The organism is Rhizobacter sp. P2_D12 (assembly GCF_056404395.1).
The window spans coordinates 1-15452 of the sequence record NZ_JBFUEB010000131.1; the positions used below are offsets into that span (position 1 = coordinate 1).

General features: G+C 68.5%; 13 protein-coding genes and 2 pseudogenes. 8 read left to right on the forward strand and 7 right to left on the reverse strand.

Going from position 1 to position 15452, the window contains the following annotated elements:
- Window positions 1-107 precede the first annotated feature (107 nt).
- From rlmD to surE, 5 genes are read right to left on the reverse strand one after another with little or no spacing between them, the layout of a single operon-like run.
- Window positions 108-1451: a 23S rRNA (uracil(1939)-C(5))-methyltransferase RlmD gene (gene rlmD, locus AC1DYN_RS28330; RefSeq protein ID WP_477965384.1), complete on the reverse strand. Its 1344-nt coding sequence runs from the start codon at window positions 1449-1451 to the stop codon at window positions 108-110.
- Window positions 1452-1470: 19 nt separating this feature from the next.
- On the reverse strand, window positions 1471-2502 hold the full coding sequence (gene rpoS, locus AC1DYN_RS28335; protein WP_477965386.1) for an RNA polymerase sigma factor RpoS: 1032 nt from the start codon (window positions 2500-2502) through the stop codon (window positions 1471-1473).
- Between the two features lie 36 nt (window positions 2503-2538).
- Window positions 2539-3495 (reverse strand): peptidoglycan DD-metalloendopeptidase family protein, encoded by a 957-nt coding sequence (locus AC1DYN_RS28340; protein ID WP_477965388.1) that lies wholly within the window; start codon window positions 3493-3495, stop codon window positions 2539-2541.
- 14 nt (window positions 3496-3509) lie between these two features.
- The gene (locus tag AC1DYN_RS28345; RefSeq protein WP_477965390.1) at window positions 3510-4322 is read right to left on the reverse strand and encodes a protein-L-isoaspartate(D-aspartate) O-methyltransferase; all 813 of its coding nucleotides are present in this window, start codon (window positions 4320-4322) and stop codon (window positions 3510-3512) included.
- Window positions 4319-5074: a 5'/3'-nucleotidase SurE gene (gene surE, locus AC1DYN_RS28350; protein ID WP_477965392.1), complete on the reverse strand. Its 756-nt coding sequence runs from the start codon at window positions 5072-5074 to the stop codon at window positions 4319-4321. Before surE ends, AC1DYN_RS28345 begins: the two co-directional genes overlap by 4 nt.
- Window positions 5075-5176: 102 nt before the next feature.
- On the opposite strand from surE, the gene AC1DYN_RS28355 reads away from it, so the two are divergent.
- From AC1DYN_RS28355 to AC1DYN_RS28375, 5 genes are all read left to right on the forward strand, one after another.
- Window positions 5177-6154: an NADPH:quinone oxidoreductase family protein gene (locus AC1DYN_RS28355; RefSeq protein ID WP_477965394.1), complete on the forward strand. Its 978-nt coding sequence runs from the start codon at window positions 5177-5179 to the stop codon at window positions 6152-6154.
- Between the two features lie 120 nt (window positions 6155-6274).
- On the forward strand, window positions 6275-7009 hold the full coding sequence (locus AC1DYN_RS28360; RefSeq protein ID WP_477965396.1) for a LuxR C-terminal-related transcriptional regulator: 735 nt from the start codon (window positions 6275-6277) through the stop codon (window positions 7007-7009).
- A 29-nt stretch (window positions 7010-7038) separates the two neighbouring features.
- Complete coding sequence (locus AC1DYN_RS28365) at window positions 7039-9291, forward strand: sensor histidine kinase (protein WP_477965398.1); 2253 nt, start codon at window positions 7039-7041, stop codon at window positions 9289-9291.
- 132 nt (window positions 9292-9423) lie between these two features.
- Window positions 9424-11013 (forward strand): methyl-accepting chemotaxis protein, encoded by a 1590-nt coding sequence (locus AC1DYN_RS28370; protein WP_477965400.1) that lies wholly within the window; start codon window positions 9424-9426, stop codon window positions 11011-11013.
- Entirely contained in the window at window positions 11010-11603 is a 594-nt protein-coding gene (locus tag AC1DYN_RS28375; protein WP_477965402.1) for a response regulator, read from the forward strand. The genes AC1DYN_RS28370 and AC1DYN_RS28375 overlap by 4 nt, the downstream gene beginning before the upstream one ends.
- A gap of 26 nt (window positions 11604-11629) precedes the next feature.
- Here the strand turns inward: AC1DYN_RS28375 and AC1DYN_RS28380 are convergent, their stop codons facing one another.
- On the reverse strand, window positions 11630-12286 hold the full coding sequence (locus tag AC1DYN_RS28380; protein WP_477965404.1) for an Ig-like domain-containing protein: 657 nt from the start codon (window positions 12284-12286) through the stop codon (window positions 11630-11632).
- A 303-nt stretch (window positions 12287-12589) separates the two neighbouring features.
- Here AC1DYN_RS28380 and AC1DYN_RS28385 point away from each other — a divergent pair.
- Together AC1DYN_RS28385 and AC1DYN_RS28390 are read left to right on the forward strand one after the other, a co-directional pair.
- A pseudogene (locus AC1DYN_RS28385) lies at window positions 12590-13009 on the forward strand (RICIN domain-containing protein); the annotation flags it as partial.
- Window positions 13010-13162: 153 nt separating this feature from the next.
- A pseudogene (locus tag AC1DYN_RS28390) lies at window positions 13163-13885 on the forward strand (endo alpha-1,4 polygalactosaminidase); the annotation flags it as partial.
- Here AC1DYN_RS28390 and AC1DYN_RS28395 read toward each other — a convergent pair.
- A complete protein-coding gene (locus tag AC1DYN_RS28395) occupies window positions 13870-14115 on the reverse strand; it encodes a glutaredoxin family protein (RefSeq protein ID WP_477965406.1) in 246 nt (81 codons plus the stop codon). The pseudogene AC1DYN_RS28390 and the gene AC1DYN_RS28395 sit on opposite strands and share 16 nt — an antisense overlap.
- A 1209-nt stretch (window positions 14116-15324) precedes the next feature.
- Here AC1DYN_RS28395 and AC1DYN_RS28400 point away from each other — a divergent pair.
- A partial coding sequence (locus AC1DYN_RS28400) for a helix-turn-helix domain-containing protein (RefSeq protein WP_477965408.1) occupies window positions 15325-15452 on the forward strand: 128 nt, incomplete at its 3' end.

Below are 15452 nucleotides of genomic sequence, written 5' to 3' on the forward strand. Positions count from 1 at the left end.
GATGCGGGCCGAGCGCCGGGCCGCCCCAAGCCTGTCCTGAGCCTGTCGAAGGGCCGGCCCGCGCCCCCTCGGGGGGCCGTTCGCCGTACCCGGCGAACGAGGGGCAGTCATGCGCGCTCGAACACCGCCATGCTCTCGACGTGGGCGGTATGCGGGAACATGTTGACCGCCCCTGCCGCCGTGCAGCGGTAGCCGGCCTGGTGCACCAGCAAACCCGCATCACGCGCCAGCGTCGCCGGGTTGCAGCTGACGTAGACGATGCGCTTCGGCGGTTCATAGCCCGGCGCCGACGACGCATCCGCATGCAGGTCGGCCAGCGCCTTGGCCAGCGCGAATGCTCCTTCTCGCGGCGGATCCACCAGCCACTTCTGCGCATTGCCGTAGCCCGCCAGTTCGGCCGGCGTGATCTCGAACAGGTTGCGCGCGACGAACGAGGTCTTGTGCGCCAGCCGGTTCACCGCCGCGTTCTCGCGCGAACGTGTCACCAGCGACTCGCTGCCCTCGATGCCCAGCACCTCGCGCGCCTGCGTCGCGATCGGCAGCGTGAAGTTGCCGAGCCCGCAGAACCAGTCGATCACCCGCTCGTGCGGCTGCGCACCCAAGAGCTTCAGCGCGCGCGACACCAGCACCTGGTTGATCTGGTGGTTGACCTGCGTGAAGTCGGTCGGCTTGAACGGCATCGTGATGCCGAACTCGGGCAGGTCGTAGGCCAGCGGCGGCCCGCCGGCGTCGAGCAGCTGCACGCTGTCCGGACCCTTCGGCTGCAACCACCACTGGATGCCGTGCGCGGCCCCGAACGCCCGCAGGCGCTGCAGGTCGCCGGCGCTCAGCGGCTCGAGGTGGCGCAGCACCAGCGCGGTCACGCCGGTGCCGATGGCGACCTCGATCTGCGGCAGCCGGTCGCGCTGGTCCRTCGCGCCGATCAACTCGCGCAGCGGCAGCAGCAGGTCGCTCAGGTGGCGCGGCAGCACCTCGCAGCTGTCCATGTCGGCCACGTAGCTCGACTTGCGCTCGTGGAAGCCCACCAGCACCTTGCCCTTCTTGACGACGTGGCGCACCGACAGCCGCGCCCGGTAGCGGTAACCCCAGGCCGGTCCCTCGATCGGCCGCAGCACGCGCTCGGCCTTGGCCTTGCCCAGGTGCCACAGCGCGTCTTCGAGCGCCCGCTGCTTGGTCGCGACCTGCGCGCCGACGTGGAAGTGCTGCATCTTGCAGCCGCCACAGGTGCCGAAGTGCCGGCAGCCCGGCACGACGCGCTGCGAGCTCTCCCGGCGCAACGCCGTCATCGTCGCCTGTTCCCAGTTGTTCTTGCGGCGCCCCACGCTGACCTGGACCTGCTCACCGGGCAATGCGCCCTCGATGAACACCACCTTGCCTTCCGCGTTGTGCGCCACGCCTTGCGCTTCCAGGTCGAGCGATTCGACCGTCAGCCATTCATCCTGTGCTGTCATCCCGCGATTGTCGCAGGCGCTAGAAGATGGAGTCGCGATCGATGCCGCTGCGCGCCATGCGCCGCTTGAGCTTCACCAACGCCTCCTGCTGGATCTGCCGGATGCGCTCGCGCGTCAGCCCCAGCCGCTCGGCCAGCACCTCCAGCGTCTCGGGCTCGCGGTCGCGCAGCCCGTAGCGGCCCGACAGCACCTCGCGCTCGCGGTCGTTCAGCTCGTCGAGCCCGTGCTGCAGCAGCACGTCGATCTCGTGGTTCAGCGTCGTCGACAGCGGGTCGCTCGCGCCCTCGTCGGCCACGCTGTCGAGCATCGACTCGGAGTTCTCGCGGTCGATCGGCGCGTCCAGCGAGGCCGGCAGCTCGGCGAACTTCAGCAGCTCGCTGACCTCCTGCACGGGCCGGCCGACGCGGGCCGCGATGTCCTCGACGCGCACCGGCTTGTCGGCACCGTCGCCGTGCGTGCCATCGGCCTCCAGCGCGCGCCGCGCCTTCAGCACGTGGTTCAGCTCGCGCACCACGTGCACCGGCAGCCGCACCAGCCGGGCCTGGTGCATGATCGCGCGCTCGATGCTCTGGCGAATCCACCACGACGAATAGGTCGAGAAGCGGAAGCCGCGCTCCGGCTCGAACTTGCTGATCGCGTGCATCAGCCCGAGGTTGCCCTCCTCGATCAGATCGGTCATCGGCAGGCCGCGGCCCAGGTAGTTCTTCGCGATGCTGACGACCAGCCGCAGGTTGCGCTCGATCATCGACTGGCGCGCCGCGAAATCGCCGGCGCGCGCACGCGTCGCGGTGTCGAACTCCTCCTGAGGCGTCAGCAGCGGCGCGCGGCGGATGTCGCGCAGGTAGGTCTGCAGCGTGTTGCCGACCTCGCCTTCGCCGGCCGCGATCAGGATGGCCGGCCGGGCATCATCCGGGCCCCCCTCGCCGTCGAGCACCGGCTCGGGCGCGTCGACGTCGAGCTCGTGCACGACGACGATCGGCAGCGGCACCTGCGCCCCCTCCTCCTGCTGGCCCGGCGCATGCCCGTTCACTGTGCTGCGCTTCTTGGCCATGCTGTTGCCCGGGCTGGTGGAGATGCGCCGTGCGTGTCAGCGCGGCGGCAGGAGCTTGGCCGGATCGATCGGCCTGCCCAACTTGCGGATCTCGAAGTGCAGCAGCACGCGATCGGAGTCGGTCGACCCCATCTCGGCGATCTTCTGGCCGCGGCGCACGGTCTGGTCTTCCTTGACCAGCAGCGCCTGGTTGTGCGCATAGGCCGTCAGGAAGGTGCTGTTGTGCTTCAGGATCACCAGGTTGCCGTAGCCGCGCAGGCCCGAGCCGGCGTAGACGACGCGGCCGTCGGCCGCCGCGAGCACCGGGTCGCCCGCCTTGCCGGAGATCGACAGGCCCTTGCTGCGCGCCTCGTCGAAGCCCGACAGCACCTGGCCGGTGGCCGGCCACTGCCAGTTGACATCGTCCTCGTCGCGCGCCGCGGCCGGGGCCTGCGGCGTGACGACGGGCACCGACGCGGCCGAAGCCACCGTCACGCCCGGGGCCGGGGCCGCACCCGATGCGGCACGCGGCGCGTCGAGCGGCTTCACGTCGATCTTCGCGGCCGTCACACCGCGCGTCGCGACCGCGTTCGGATCGGTGCCGGGCGGCACCACCCGCAGCACCTGGCCGACCTCGATGACGTTCGGGTTGTCGAGGTTGTTCCAGCGGATCAGGTCTTTCCAGTTTTGCCCGGTCTCGAGCCCGATGCGGATCATCGTGTCACCGGGCTTGACGGTGTAGAAGCCGGGCTTGCCGGCGTTCTCGGCGCCCGGCAGCAGCTTGGCCGCCTCGGGGGAGCCCGCCACGGGGGCGGAGGTCGCCGGCGCCGCGGCACCGGGCGTGCCGGCCATGGTCCCGGCCGGGTTGCGCGAGGCACCGGGACGGTCTTCGACCGGTGCGCGGTATTTCGTCGACGAGCACGCCGCGAGCGTCAGCGCAGCCAGCACGATGACGATCGAGCGTGTGCCTGTCGAACGGCGGCGCGTGGCCGCCAAGGTCGGTGTGCTTGCCATCACTGCCAATGTCATCAATCCGTTCCTGATTTTAAAGGGACGAAATGCACGGCCTCGTGAAACGAGCGCTCGTAGGCATCCTCCGTCCTGTCCACCACCACCAGCACCTGGCTTTGTCCGGCCGGGCGCTGCACGGGCGCCACCAGCCGTCCGCCGATCGCCAGCTGGTCCAGCCAGGCCTGCGGCAGGCTGTCGCCGCCCGCGGCCGAGATGATGCTGTCGTAAGGCGCGTTCGGCGGGTGCCCGCGCATGCCGTCACCATACACCAGCCGAATGTCCGTGAGGCGCAGCGGCGCGAGCAGCTCGCGCGCCTTGTCGTGCAGCGGCTTCAGGCGTTCCACCGACATCACCTGGCGCGACAGCTGCGCCAGCACTGCCGCCTGGTAGCCGCAGCCGGTGCCGATCTCGAGCGTGCGGCCCAGCGTGCGCCGTGCACGCGCGGCGGGGCTCGCCATCAGCAGCTCGATCATGCGGGCGACGACCGAGGGCTTCGAGATGGTCTGGCCGAGGCCGATCGGCAGGCTGGTGTCTTCATAGGCCTGGTTGACCAGCGCGGTGTCGACGAAGGCGTGGCGCGGCACACGCGCCATCGCACCCAGCACCAGCTCGTCGCGCACGCCGTCGCTGCGCAGCCGGTCGACCATGCGCTGGCGCACGCCGGCCGAATCGAGGCCCAGGCCCGAGGGCGCGCTGCGCGGCACGGCCTGTGCCGCCTCGGCCGCCTGCTGCAAGGGCCGCTGCGGCCGCAGCACCGGACGCGGCGGGGCCGCAGGCGTCACGCGATCGAGTTGCAGCGGGAACTTCGGGCGCTTCGGGCTGTCGCTCATGCGCGCAGCCCTTGCGACCACTGGCGCCAGTTCGGCAGCCGTTCGTGGTCGGTCAGGTCGACCTGCAGCGGCGTGATCGACACGCAGCCGTTCGCGGTCGCATGGAAGTCGCTGCCCTCGCCGGCTTCGCGCGCGTCGCCGGCCGGGCCGATCCAGTAGATGGGTTCGCCGCGCGGATTCTGCTGGCAGATCACCGGCTCGCTCGCGTGGCGGCGGCCCAGGCGCGTCACGCGGCGCGGCAGCGCGGCGGCATCGGGCCGGTTCGGGATGTTCACGTTCAGCAGCCACGGCCCCTGCGCCGGCGGATGCGCCAGCACCTGCTCGACCAGCGAACGCGCCAGCTGCGCCGCCGCGTCGACGTGGGCCCAGCCCTTCTCGACCTGCGAGAAGGCGATCGCCGGGATGCCGAACAGGAAGCCCTCCATCGCCGCGGCGACGGTGCCCGAGTACAGCGTGTCGTCGCCCATGTTGGCGCCGTTGTTGATGCCCGACAGCACCAGGTCGGGCCGCTGCGGCAGCAGGCCGGTGAGCGCGACGTGGACGCAATCGGACGGGGTGCCGTTGATGTAGCGGAAGCCGTTGGCCGCGGTGAAGGCCGACAGCGGCCGGTGCAGCGTCAGCGAGTTCGAGGTGCCGCTCGCGTTCTGCTCGGGCGCCACCACGTCGATCTCGCCCAGCCCTTCGCAGGCCTTCACCAGGGCCGCGAGGCCGGGGGCGAGGTAGCCGTCGTCGTTGGCAATCAGGATGCGCATCCGGCGATTGTAGGGACTCGTCACCTGGGCGACGCGCGCATCCGCCGCGGCTGCCTATCATGCGGCGCTGGCCCCGAGACCACGACCCACGGAGACAAGACCATGCAAGCCTGGCTGTGCGAGAACCCCATCGGCCCCGAGGCCCTGCGCTGGAAGGAACTGCCGACGCCGCAACCCGCGGCCGGCGAGGTGCGCGTCGCGATCCGCGCCGCCAGCCTGAACTTCCCGGACCTGCTGATCGTGCAGAACAAGTACCAGATCAAGCCGCCGCTGCCCTTCGTGCCCGGTGCCGAATACGCCGGCGTGGTCGATGCCGTCGGCGACGGCGTCACGCACCTGAAGCTCGGCGATGCGGTGGCCGCGTTCGCCGGCACCGGCGGCTTCGCGACGCATGCCTGCGTCAACGCCGCGCTGCTGATGCCGCTGCCGCCGGGCTTCGCGTTCGAGGACGCGGCGGCCTTCCTGTGCACCTACGGCACCACCCACCATGCGCTGATGGACCGCGCCGCGCTGAAGGCGGGCGAGACCGTGCTGGTGCTGGGTGCCGCAGGCGGCGTCGGCACGGCGGCGATCCAGATCGCGAAGGCGGCCGGCGCCCGCGTGATCGCCGCCGCGTCGAGCGACGAGAAGTGCGACTTCTGCCGTTCGCTCGGCGCCGACGAGACCATCAACTACGGCAAGGGGCAACTGCGCGAGGAGCTGAAGGCGCTGACGCAAGGCAAGGGCCCGGACGTGGTCTACGACCCGGTCGGCGGCGACCTGGCCGAACCGGTGTTCCGCTCGATCGCATGGCGCGGCCGCTACCTGGTGATCGGCTTCGCGCAAGGCAGCATCCCGTCGCTGCCGCTGAACCTGGCGCTGCTGAAAGGCGCTTCCATCGTCGGCGTGTTCTGGGGAGAATTCGCGCGCCGCGAGCCGAAGGCCAACGCCCGCGCGCTGGCCGAGCTGGCCGGCTGGTATGCCCAGGGCCGGATCAAGCCGGCGATCGACCGCACGCTGCCGATGGCGGGCCTGTCGGATGCGTTCGCGCGCATGGGCAGCCGCCAGGTCCACGGCAAGATCGTGTTGCGCAACGACTGACCCGTTCCGACCCCCTCCACCCGCGGGGGGTGGGGGGTGCTTCGCACACCGCTGGACACAGTTTGCGCCGGGGCGAGTGCGCTACGATGCAAGCCGCACAAACCCTCCCCGTCCTCCGGCATGGCAATCAAGGTCCTGATCGTCGAAGACAACCCCGTGGCACGCAGCTTCCTGTGCCGCGTGGTGCGCGAAAGCTTCAGCGACACCATCGCGATCACCGAGGCCGGCGACCTGGAGAGCGCGCGCCGCCACATCGGCCTGCCCGACCGCCAGAAGGTCGAGGCCGCCACCGATCCGTTCAAGCTGATCCTGGTCGACCTCGAGCTGCCCGACGGCAACGGCATGGAGCTGCTGGCCGAGCTGGCGCGCTACCCGGCCACCAAGATCGTCACGACGCTGTATTCCGACGACGACCACCTGTTCCCGGCGCTGCAGTGCGGCGCCGACGGCTACCTGCTGAAGGAAGACCGCTTCGAGGTGCTGGTCGAGGAGCTGCAGAAGATCGTGCGCGGCCAGCCGCCGCTGTCGCCGGCCATCGCGCGCCGGCTGCTGGGCCACTTCCGCCAGGGGTCCGGCGGCATGGGCGGGCTGCCGGAGCCGGGCCCCTCGGGTTTCCAGAGCAGCCGGCCGATGCCGCTCGGCCGCGGCGCCCCGCTCGACCACGAACGCCTGACCCCGCGCGAGAGCGAGGTGCTGACCTACCTCAGCAAGGGCTTCACCATCAAGGAAATCGCCAACCTGATGGGCATCAAGTGGTTCACCGTCAACGACCACATCAAGTCGATCTACAAGAAGCTCAACGTGTCCAGCCGGGCCGAGGCCGCGGTGCTGGCCAGCAAGCAGGGCCTGGTCTGAGGCCTGCAGCCCTGGCGGGCTGACACCGCATGGACAACCCACCGTCCGCGCAGTCCGCGCACCACCCTGAATCGACGCTCGACTCCGGCCTGATCGACCACGCGCTCGGCGATGACCACCGGCTGTCGCGCTGGATGGGCTGGCGCCTGCGCCTGCTGGTGGTGGCCGCGCTGCTGGGCTGCGTGGCGCTGCTGCTGACCGCGCGCTGGCTGGCCGGCCAGCCGCACATCCCGTCCGACTGGCGCGTCGGCGCGCAAGGCGAGATCGAGCTGGCCCATGCCGACGAGGCGACGCTGCGGCCCTTCGAAGGCCGCGCGCTGGTCGGCCTGCTGAACGACAACGGCCAGGTCGCGATCCTCGACGGCCTGGCGCTGCAGCGCTCGCCGCGCTGGATCACGCGCGACGTGCAACGCGAGCGCCACTTCGACCAGCACCAGCAGGTGGCGGCCGTGATGGGCGGCAGTTCGGTGCGGCTGTTCTTCGTCGGTGGCCGCCAGGTCGAACTGGCGCTGCAGCCGCGCGGGCTGTCGCAGCTGGGAACGATGTTCTGGCTGCTGTCGGCGATGAGCCTGACGCTGTACATGGTGGCGATGGTGGTGCTGCTGGCCAAGCCGTCGATGCGCAACCTGCTGTATGCGGTGGCATCGCTGTGYCAGGCCGGCAACCTGGTGTTCATGGCGATCGAGTCGACGCTGCAGCTGGGCCTGCCGCTCGGCTTCGTGCGCGCCGACATGCCGGTGCGCATGGCCTTCGACCTCATCACCGGTGCCGCCGTCGTGCACGCGGCCTCTCCGACCGTGCGCCGGCTTGCCCGCGCCCCCCGCAGCGTCTGGATCGGCTGGACGCTGGCGCTCGGCGTCGCGTTGCTGGGCGGCCTGGGCGCGCTGCCCGGCGCGTGGTGGTGGGCGCAGGGCGGCGTCACCGCGCTCGGGCTGGCATCGCTCGCGCTGCTGACCTGGTCGTACCGCCACGAGCCGCATCCGTTCGCGATCGTGATGCGCCGCTTCGGCGTGATGACGATCAGCACCTGGATCCTGCTGTCGATCGCGATCGCGGCCGGGCACCGCATGCCGGCGGTGCAGCAGCAGCTGGCCAGCATCGGGCCGACCATCTGGTACCTCTTCTTCGCGTCGCTGCTGCTGCTGGTGCCGTTCCTGTCGAAGTCGCAGCAGGTGATGCGCGAGTTCTCGCTGCTGGCGGCCGTCAGTACCATCGCGACCTCGCTCGACCTGCTGTTCGTCGCGGTGTTCTCGCTCGGCCAGTTCGCGTCGGTGACGCTGGCGCTGTTCCTGTCGCTGGGCATCTATTCGGGGGCGCGGCAGTGGATCCTGAACCAGCTGCTGGGCAGCAGCGTGCTGACCACCGAGCGCATGTTCGAGAAGCTGTACCGCATGGCGCGCGAGGTCGAGACGCACCCCGAGCGCGCGTCCGACCTGCTGATGCAGCTGCTGCGCGAGCTGTTCGACCCGATGGAGGCGGTGGTGGTCGAGAAGGCAACGCGCAACGTGCGCGTCGCAGGCGACGGCTCGACGCTGCTGGTGCCGGTGCCGCAGTTGCCGGGGGTCGGCGGCGACGCCTTCCCCGGCTCGGTGGTGCTGCGTTTCGCGCACCGCGGGCGGCGCCTCTTCACGTCCGAGGACGCGCGGCTGGCCGAGCGCATCCTCGAGCAGCTGCGCCGCGCGATCGCGTTCGACAAGGCCGTCGAACAGGGGCGCAGCGAAGAGCGGCTGCGCCTGGCGCAGGACCTGCACGACGACATCGGCGCGCGGCTGCTGACGCTGATGTACAAGGCGCAGTCGCCCGAGATGGAAGAGTATGTGCGGCACACGCTGCAGGACCTGAAGACGCTGACGCGGGGCCTGGCGGCACCGAACCATCCGTTGTCGCACGCGGCGGCCGAGTGGAAGGCCGACCTGACGCAGCGCCTCACCGCGGCCCACATCGAACTCGGCTGGAGCCTGAGCTTCGACCGCGACATGTCGCTCACGGTGGTGCAGTGGTCGGCGCTGACGCGCGTGATGCGCGAACTGGTCAGCAACGTGATCGCGCATGCCAACGCGCGCCGCGTGGACATCGAGTTCCACCTGTTGCAGGACCGGCTGGAGCTGACGATCACCGACAACGGCAGCGGCCGCAACCCGCAGGCCTGGGCGCACGGCCTGGGGCTGGGCGGCGTGCGCAAGCGCGTGAAGCAGCTGGGCGGCGAAGTGGAGTGGAAGGAGGCCGGTGCCGTCGGGATCCGCTGCCGCGTCACGATCCGGCAGCTGTCGGAGCGGCGGTAGACACGCCAGCCAGCCCGGCCTTAATCAACCAAAACGTCCAAAACGTTAAAACATGCCTCGGATCTGCGAGCGGGGGGCCGAAAACCCAATCAGCGACCGCACAGTGCGCCGCGTTCTAACGATTGGATGGCCATGTTGTTCAAAAACCTCCGTCTGGGCGCACGTCTGCTGCTCGCATTCTCGACCTTGATCGTGCTGGGCGCCCTCGTCGCGGCCTTCGGCATCAACGGCCTGTTCCGCCTCAACCGGATGAGCGCCGACTTGTACAACCGGGAATTGCTCGGCATCTCGTACGTCAAGGAAGCCAACATCAACCTGATCTATGCGGCGCGCGCCCGCGGCCAGTTTTCGCTGGCCACCTCGGAGCCGCAGCGCCAGGCAGCCCGCCAGACGTTCAAGGAGTCGGTGGACACGATGCGATCGTGGCTCGACAAATCGCGTCCGCTCTTCCACACGGCGCGTGGCCAGGAGCAGTTCGACAAGCTCGAAGTGATGATCAAGGCATGGCTGCCGACCACCGAAGCCTATCTCGCCGCTGCGTCGGCCAAGACGTTGCAGGCCGCGGATGCCGAGTTGTCGCGACTGGACCTGGCGGTGAAACAGGCCAACAAGGCCGTGGACGACCAACTCTCCCTCTTGACCGAGATGAAGGAGCAGAACGGCGCCGAGGCCGCCAAAGAGGGCGACGAGACGTTCCGCTTCGTCAGCCTGCTGATGGTGGCGCTCACCGCGGCCAGTGCGCTCTGCGGCATCGTCATCGGCGTGCTCATCACGCGCGGCATCACCCGTTCGCTCGGCGGCGAGCCGGCTGACGTGGCCGCCGTGGCGAATGCGGTGGCGCAGGGCAGGCTCACGACGCAGATCGACACGTCGCGAGCAGGCCCCGGCAGCGTCGTGGCGGCGATGAGCCACATGCAGCAATCGCTGCGGGATGTCGTCACCCAGGTTCGCGCCGGCAGCGACAGCATCGCGACGGGCTCGTCCCAGATCGCCACCGGCAATGCCGACCTCAGCCAGCGCACCGAGGAACAGGCCAGCAACCTGCAGCAGACCGCCGCGTCGATGGAGCAACTCACCGCCACCGTCAAGCTGAACGCCGACACCGCCCGCCAGGCCACCCAGCTCGCGGGCTGCGCGACGACGGCGGCCGGCCAGGGCGGCCTGGTCGTGGCGCAGGTGGTTCAGACGATGGAAGGCATCACGGCCTCGAGCAAGAAGATCGCCGACATCATCGGCGTCATCGACGGCATCGCCTTCCAGACCAACATCCTCGCGTTGAACGCGGCGGTGGAAGCGGCCCGCGCCGGCGAGCAGGGGCGGGGCTTTGCGGTCGTCGCGAGCGAGGTGCGCACCCTGGCGCAGCGCTCCGCGGCAGCCGCCAAGGAGATCAAGGGGTTGATCACGGAGAGCGTGGTGAAGGTGGAAGCGGGAAGCCTGCAGGTGGGTRAAGCGGGCCGCGCGATGGATGACATCGTGGCGCAGGTCCGGCGCGTCAACGACCTGATTGCCGAGATCAGCTCGGCCACGCTGGAACAGACGCAAGGCATCAGCCAGATCGGCGACGCGGTGAACCAGCTCGACCAGGTGACGCAGCAGAACGCGGCCCTGGTCGAAGAAAGCGCAGCCGCCGCCGAGAGCCTCAACCAGCAAGCCGCCAGGCTGGTCGATGCGGTCAGCCTCTTCACGCTGGACGGGGGCGAGCCACTAAGATCGGGTCGATGAACGAGACTGCGCGCTCCTACTCGACCGCCGAGATCGCCAAGCGCCTGGGGATCTCGTTGCAGACCGTGCAGCGCTGGGTCGACTCGGGCCGACTGAAGGCCTGGAAGACGCCGGGCGGCCACCGCCGGATCGACGCACGCAGCGCAGAGCTGCTGTTCGAGGAGCAGCAGCAGGTCATCGGCGCAAGGTCTGCGCAAGAGCCTGCCGCAAGTCCGGGGAGCAGGCCGATCACGGTGGTTGTCGTCGATGACGATCCGATCTACCGCGACCTGATCGCAGGCCTGGTGCAGCAGGCATTGCCCGGCGCCCAGCTGCGCGTCGCGGGCAACGGCTTCCAGGGCCTGGTCATGATCGCCAAGTGGGCGCCTGACATCGTCGTGACCGACGTCCACATGCCCCACATGGATGGCCTGGAGATGATCCGCAACGTGCTGGCGGATGCCGAAACACGGCCGCGCCTGCTGGTCGCGGTGTCGGGGAAGTCGTCGGCCGAGCTGGCCGACTTCGGGCAGCTTCCTGCGGACGTGGTGCTCCTTCGCAAGCCGCTCGAACACGACAAGTTCCTGGCGGTACTGCGGGCGCGAGCCTGACGCCACGCAAGCGCCAGCCGCGTCGATCAGATCTCGAAGTCGACCGCCTGCGACAGGCTGTTGTTCTTGTCGTCCACGATGGAGACCACCATGTGGTGCACCCCCGCACCCAGCTTCTCGGGCGTGTAGACGAAATGCCGCGTGCTGCTGAAGCTGCCGCCCAGGTAGACCCCGTCCATCGTGATGTTGATCCCGTAGATGCCTTCGGCCCCGGTGATGTCCATCGTGAACGTGATGGGACCGGGCTCCTTCGCGCTGGTGATCGCCAGCCGGATAGGGGGCTCGCCGACCTGGACGAGAACCGGGGCCGAATCGGCGCTGTTCTGCGCCGCGTCGCGCGCAGTGGCCACCACGCTGTGGCTACCCAGACCGAGTTGCGCGATCGGAATGCGGGTCATGAACGTGCCCGGTGTCGACGAATCGGTGAGCGTGACCTGGATCGTGCCGCCGTCCACCGAGAAATCCACTTGCGTCACACCCACGTTGTCACCGACCGTGGCCGACAGCACCACGACGTCGTGGTCGACCGTCGCAGTGATGGTGATGCTGGGCTTGATGGTGTCGGCGGCCGGCGAGGGCGCGTTGTCTGCGCTGCTGCCACCGCCGCCGCCGCCGCCGCAGGCAGCCAGGAAACCGAAGGACAGTGCCGCCAGGCCCGCGCGAATCGAAATTGGGGTCGTCATGAGAGGGTTCCGTAAAAATGTGCGCATTGCACATATCGTGCAGTGTCGACGATCCCGGTGACCGTTGCTCACGATGCTTGCCTCTTGCGCATTTACATCCGATGGCGCGCGCGGTGTACTGCGCCGGCTGGAGGGAGCACTCCAGGAACTCGAACCAACAAGGACCCGGAGATGCACAAGAAATACCCGTTGATGCTGAGCCTTGCCTGTTCCAGCGTCGTACTGCTGGCGGCCTGCGGCGGCAGCGATACCGACACGGCCACCGACGACCAGGCCGATGCACAAGGCCAGCGCGCGATCGAGATGGCCGCAAAGCCAGGCGCGAAGATCACGACCTCGGTCAGCACGCTGGTGGCCGACAGGCTCGGCGCCTGCACCGAAACGGTGTCGTCCAGCTGGGACATCCGGCTGGCCGCCTGCAATGCCGGCGCGGCGCAGAAGTTCCAGTTCGTGCCGGTGTCGTCCGACAGCGCCAGCAACCTGGTGCTGATCAAGAACCCGTCGACCGGACTGTGCGTGACCGGCCGCGGCAGCAAGCCGGGCGCGTTCGTCGACCTCGACGACTGCACCGGCCGCAAGGCGCAGCAGTTCCGCCTGGCCGCGCTGGGCACCAGCCTCGCGCAGGTGGCCAGCTACGATGGCAAGCTGTGCCTGACGGCACCGACACGCGTGGCCGTCAACGAGTTCTCGCTGGCGACCTGTGCGACGGGTAACGGACAACAGGCCTTCCGCTTGCCGCTGGACAGCACGCCTGCGCCCTCACCGGCTCCCGCGCCCTCGCCGGCTCCCGCCCCGGCCCCAGCACCTGCACCTGCACCTGCACCTGCACCTGCACCTGCACCTGCACCGGCACCGGCTCCTGCCCCCGGCGACTGGTGGAAGCCCACGAATGCCACCACCTGGCAATGGCAGCTCACCGGCACGCTGAACACCTCGTACGACGCCACCGTCTACGACATCGACCTGGTCGACACCAGCGCCGTGACGATCGCCACGCTGAAGGCCGCCGGCCACAAGGTGGTGTGCTACTTCTCAGCCGGCAGCTCCGAAGACTGGCGGCCCGACTATTCGAAGTTCGCCACCGCCGACAAGGGCAAGGCGCTCGACGGCTGGGCCGGCGAGAAATGGCTGGACATCCGCTCGGCCAACGTGCGCACGGTGATGGCCGCGCGCCTGGACCTCGCCCGCTCCAAGGGCTGCGACGGCGTCGAGCCCGACAACGTCGACGGCTACACCAACGGCACCGGCTTCCCGCTGACCGCGCAGGACCAGCTCGACTACAACCGCTACCTGGCCACCGCCGCCCACCTGCGCGGCCTGGCCATCGCGCTGAAGAACGACGTCGACCAGCTCGCCGCGCTGGAGCCCTCGTTCGACTTCGCGGTCAACGAGCAGTGCAACGAGTACTCGGAATGCGGTGGCTACTCGGCCTTCACGTCGAAGAACAAGCCGGTCTTCAACGCCGAGTACAAGAGCAGCTACGTGAACAACTCGAGCGGCGCGCGCGACAAGCTGTGCGCCGCATCGAAGGCCGCCGGCCTGCGCACCCTGGTGCTGCCGCTCGGCCTCGATGGGTCGTTCCGCTACGCCTGCGACTGACCGAGCTGCGCCAGTGCCGCCTGCAGGCCGGCGAGTCCACCGACCCGCTGGCCGTTGATGAAGATCTGCGGCATCTGGCGCACCGACGGCCCGCACTTCTCGAAGAAGGCGAGGCGCTGCGCCTCGTCATCGATGCGGATCTCCTCGAAATCGAGGGCGCGCGACTTGAGCAGCATCTTGGCCGAGTCGCATTGCGGGCAGGCCGATTTGGAGTAGACGACGATCTTCATGGGCATGGGCCGTAGAAAAGAAAACGGGCACCTGGGGTGCCCGTTGTTCATGATCTGGTGGGGTGGCTGATGGGACTCGAACCCACGACAACAGGAATCACAATCTTAGGCGAGAAGCGAGCATTGGCGCGGTCGCGCAGCCCGGTCGCGGGAAATTCTTACGCCATACCCATCGCTCCAGCACTCGCGTGCAGCGGAGCCTTTCCCACGCTGATGGGCAGCCGATTGCCCGCGCCAAGCGATAGCCTGAGGGTAGTCCGACGGGACCATCAACCGGCAATAATCGGCCATTACCTGCCGGTCGCGACCGACCGCTTCCGAGAAGCCTGTTCGATGTCAAAATCGGGCGCAACAAGGCCGGCATGCAATGCTCACGACGTTGACTCGTATCGCCCCGGGAGAGGCTTCCACACCCATATGGGAGGTCGCGTGGGCGCGTCGCGTCTCCAGGGACACTCTTCGAGCGCACCTTGGAGATCCGATGTACGTCGAGACGGACAGCCATTGCACCTTCGGTGGCGAAGAAGATTGGTGGGGATATCGAAATGCTAGCGGCGAATCAATCGCTGTTCGCCTTCCGGTTCTCTACGAGGATGCGGTTCTCTGCGTGAGTGACCCTACTGGCCCAACAGCTCGCGAGGGCGCCTTGCTCCTGGGCCCTTGGACATCGAAGTGTTTGATGCGCCGCGCCTTCGCTGATCAGCATTCGCCGGGCCGTGCCTGATGTCACCGATCGGCCAGAACCAGCCCTCTTTCGAGGTCAGCCTTCAGACAACATGACCAGCGGGCGCCCGTCTCGGTCGATGGCTGGAGGTTCTCGGACGACATCTTTCGTGGCAACGCCTCGCGCTACGCGGCTCTGATGCGACCTCTACTCGCAAGTATGCGAGTCTACAGATCAACCGGCAGAATCGCACCTTATATACACCAAGTCGAGATCCCAATGATCAAGTGCTTTCTATCTCACAGTTCCAGGGACAAGGACTCCTATGTTCGGCTGGTTGCAACCCGCATCCGGAAGGAGGCAAAGGTCTTCGACGAAGAGACCTTTGAGGCCGGAATGTCACCTATGGAAGAGATTGCGAAGGGCTTGGACGATTCGATGTTGATTTCCATCCAGAACTGACCCACTGAGCCCGAGGATTTCCATCCAAAACTGACCCACGCAAGAACCCTAACCTGCTGCTTTTGGTGGCAGGGAGCGAAGGAGTGATTGACGTGGCGACACTGAGTGTCATCAGGCGCTGGGCACTGCGCGAGCAACTGTCCATCCGAGAGATAGCCCGGCGCACGGGCCTGTCTCGCAACACCATCAGGCGGTACCTGCGAGACGATGC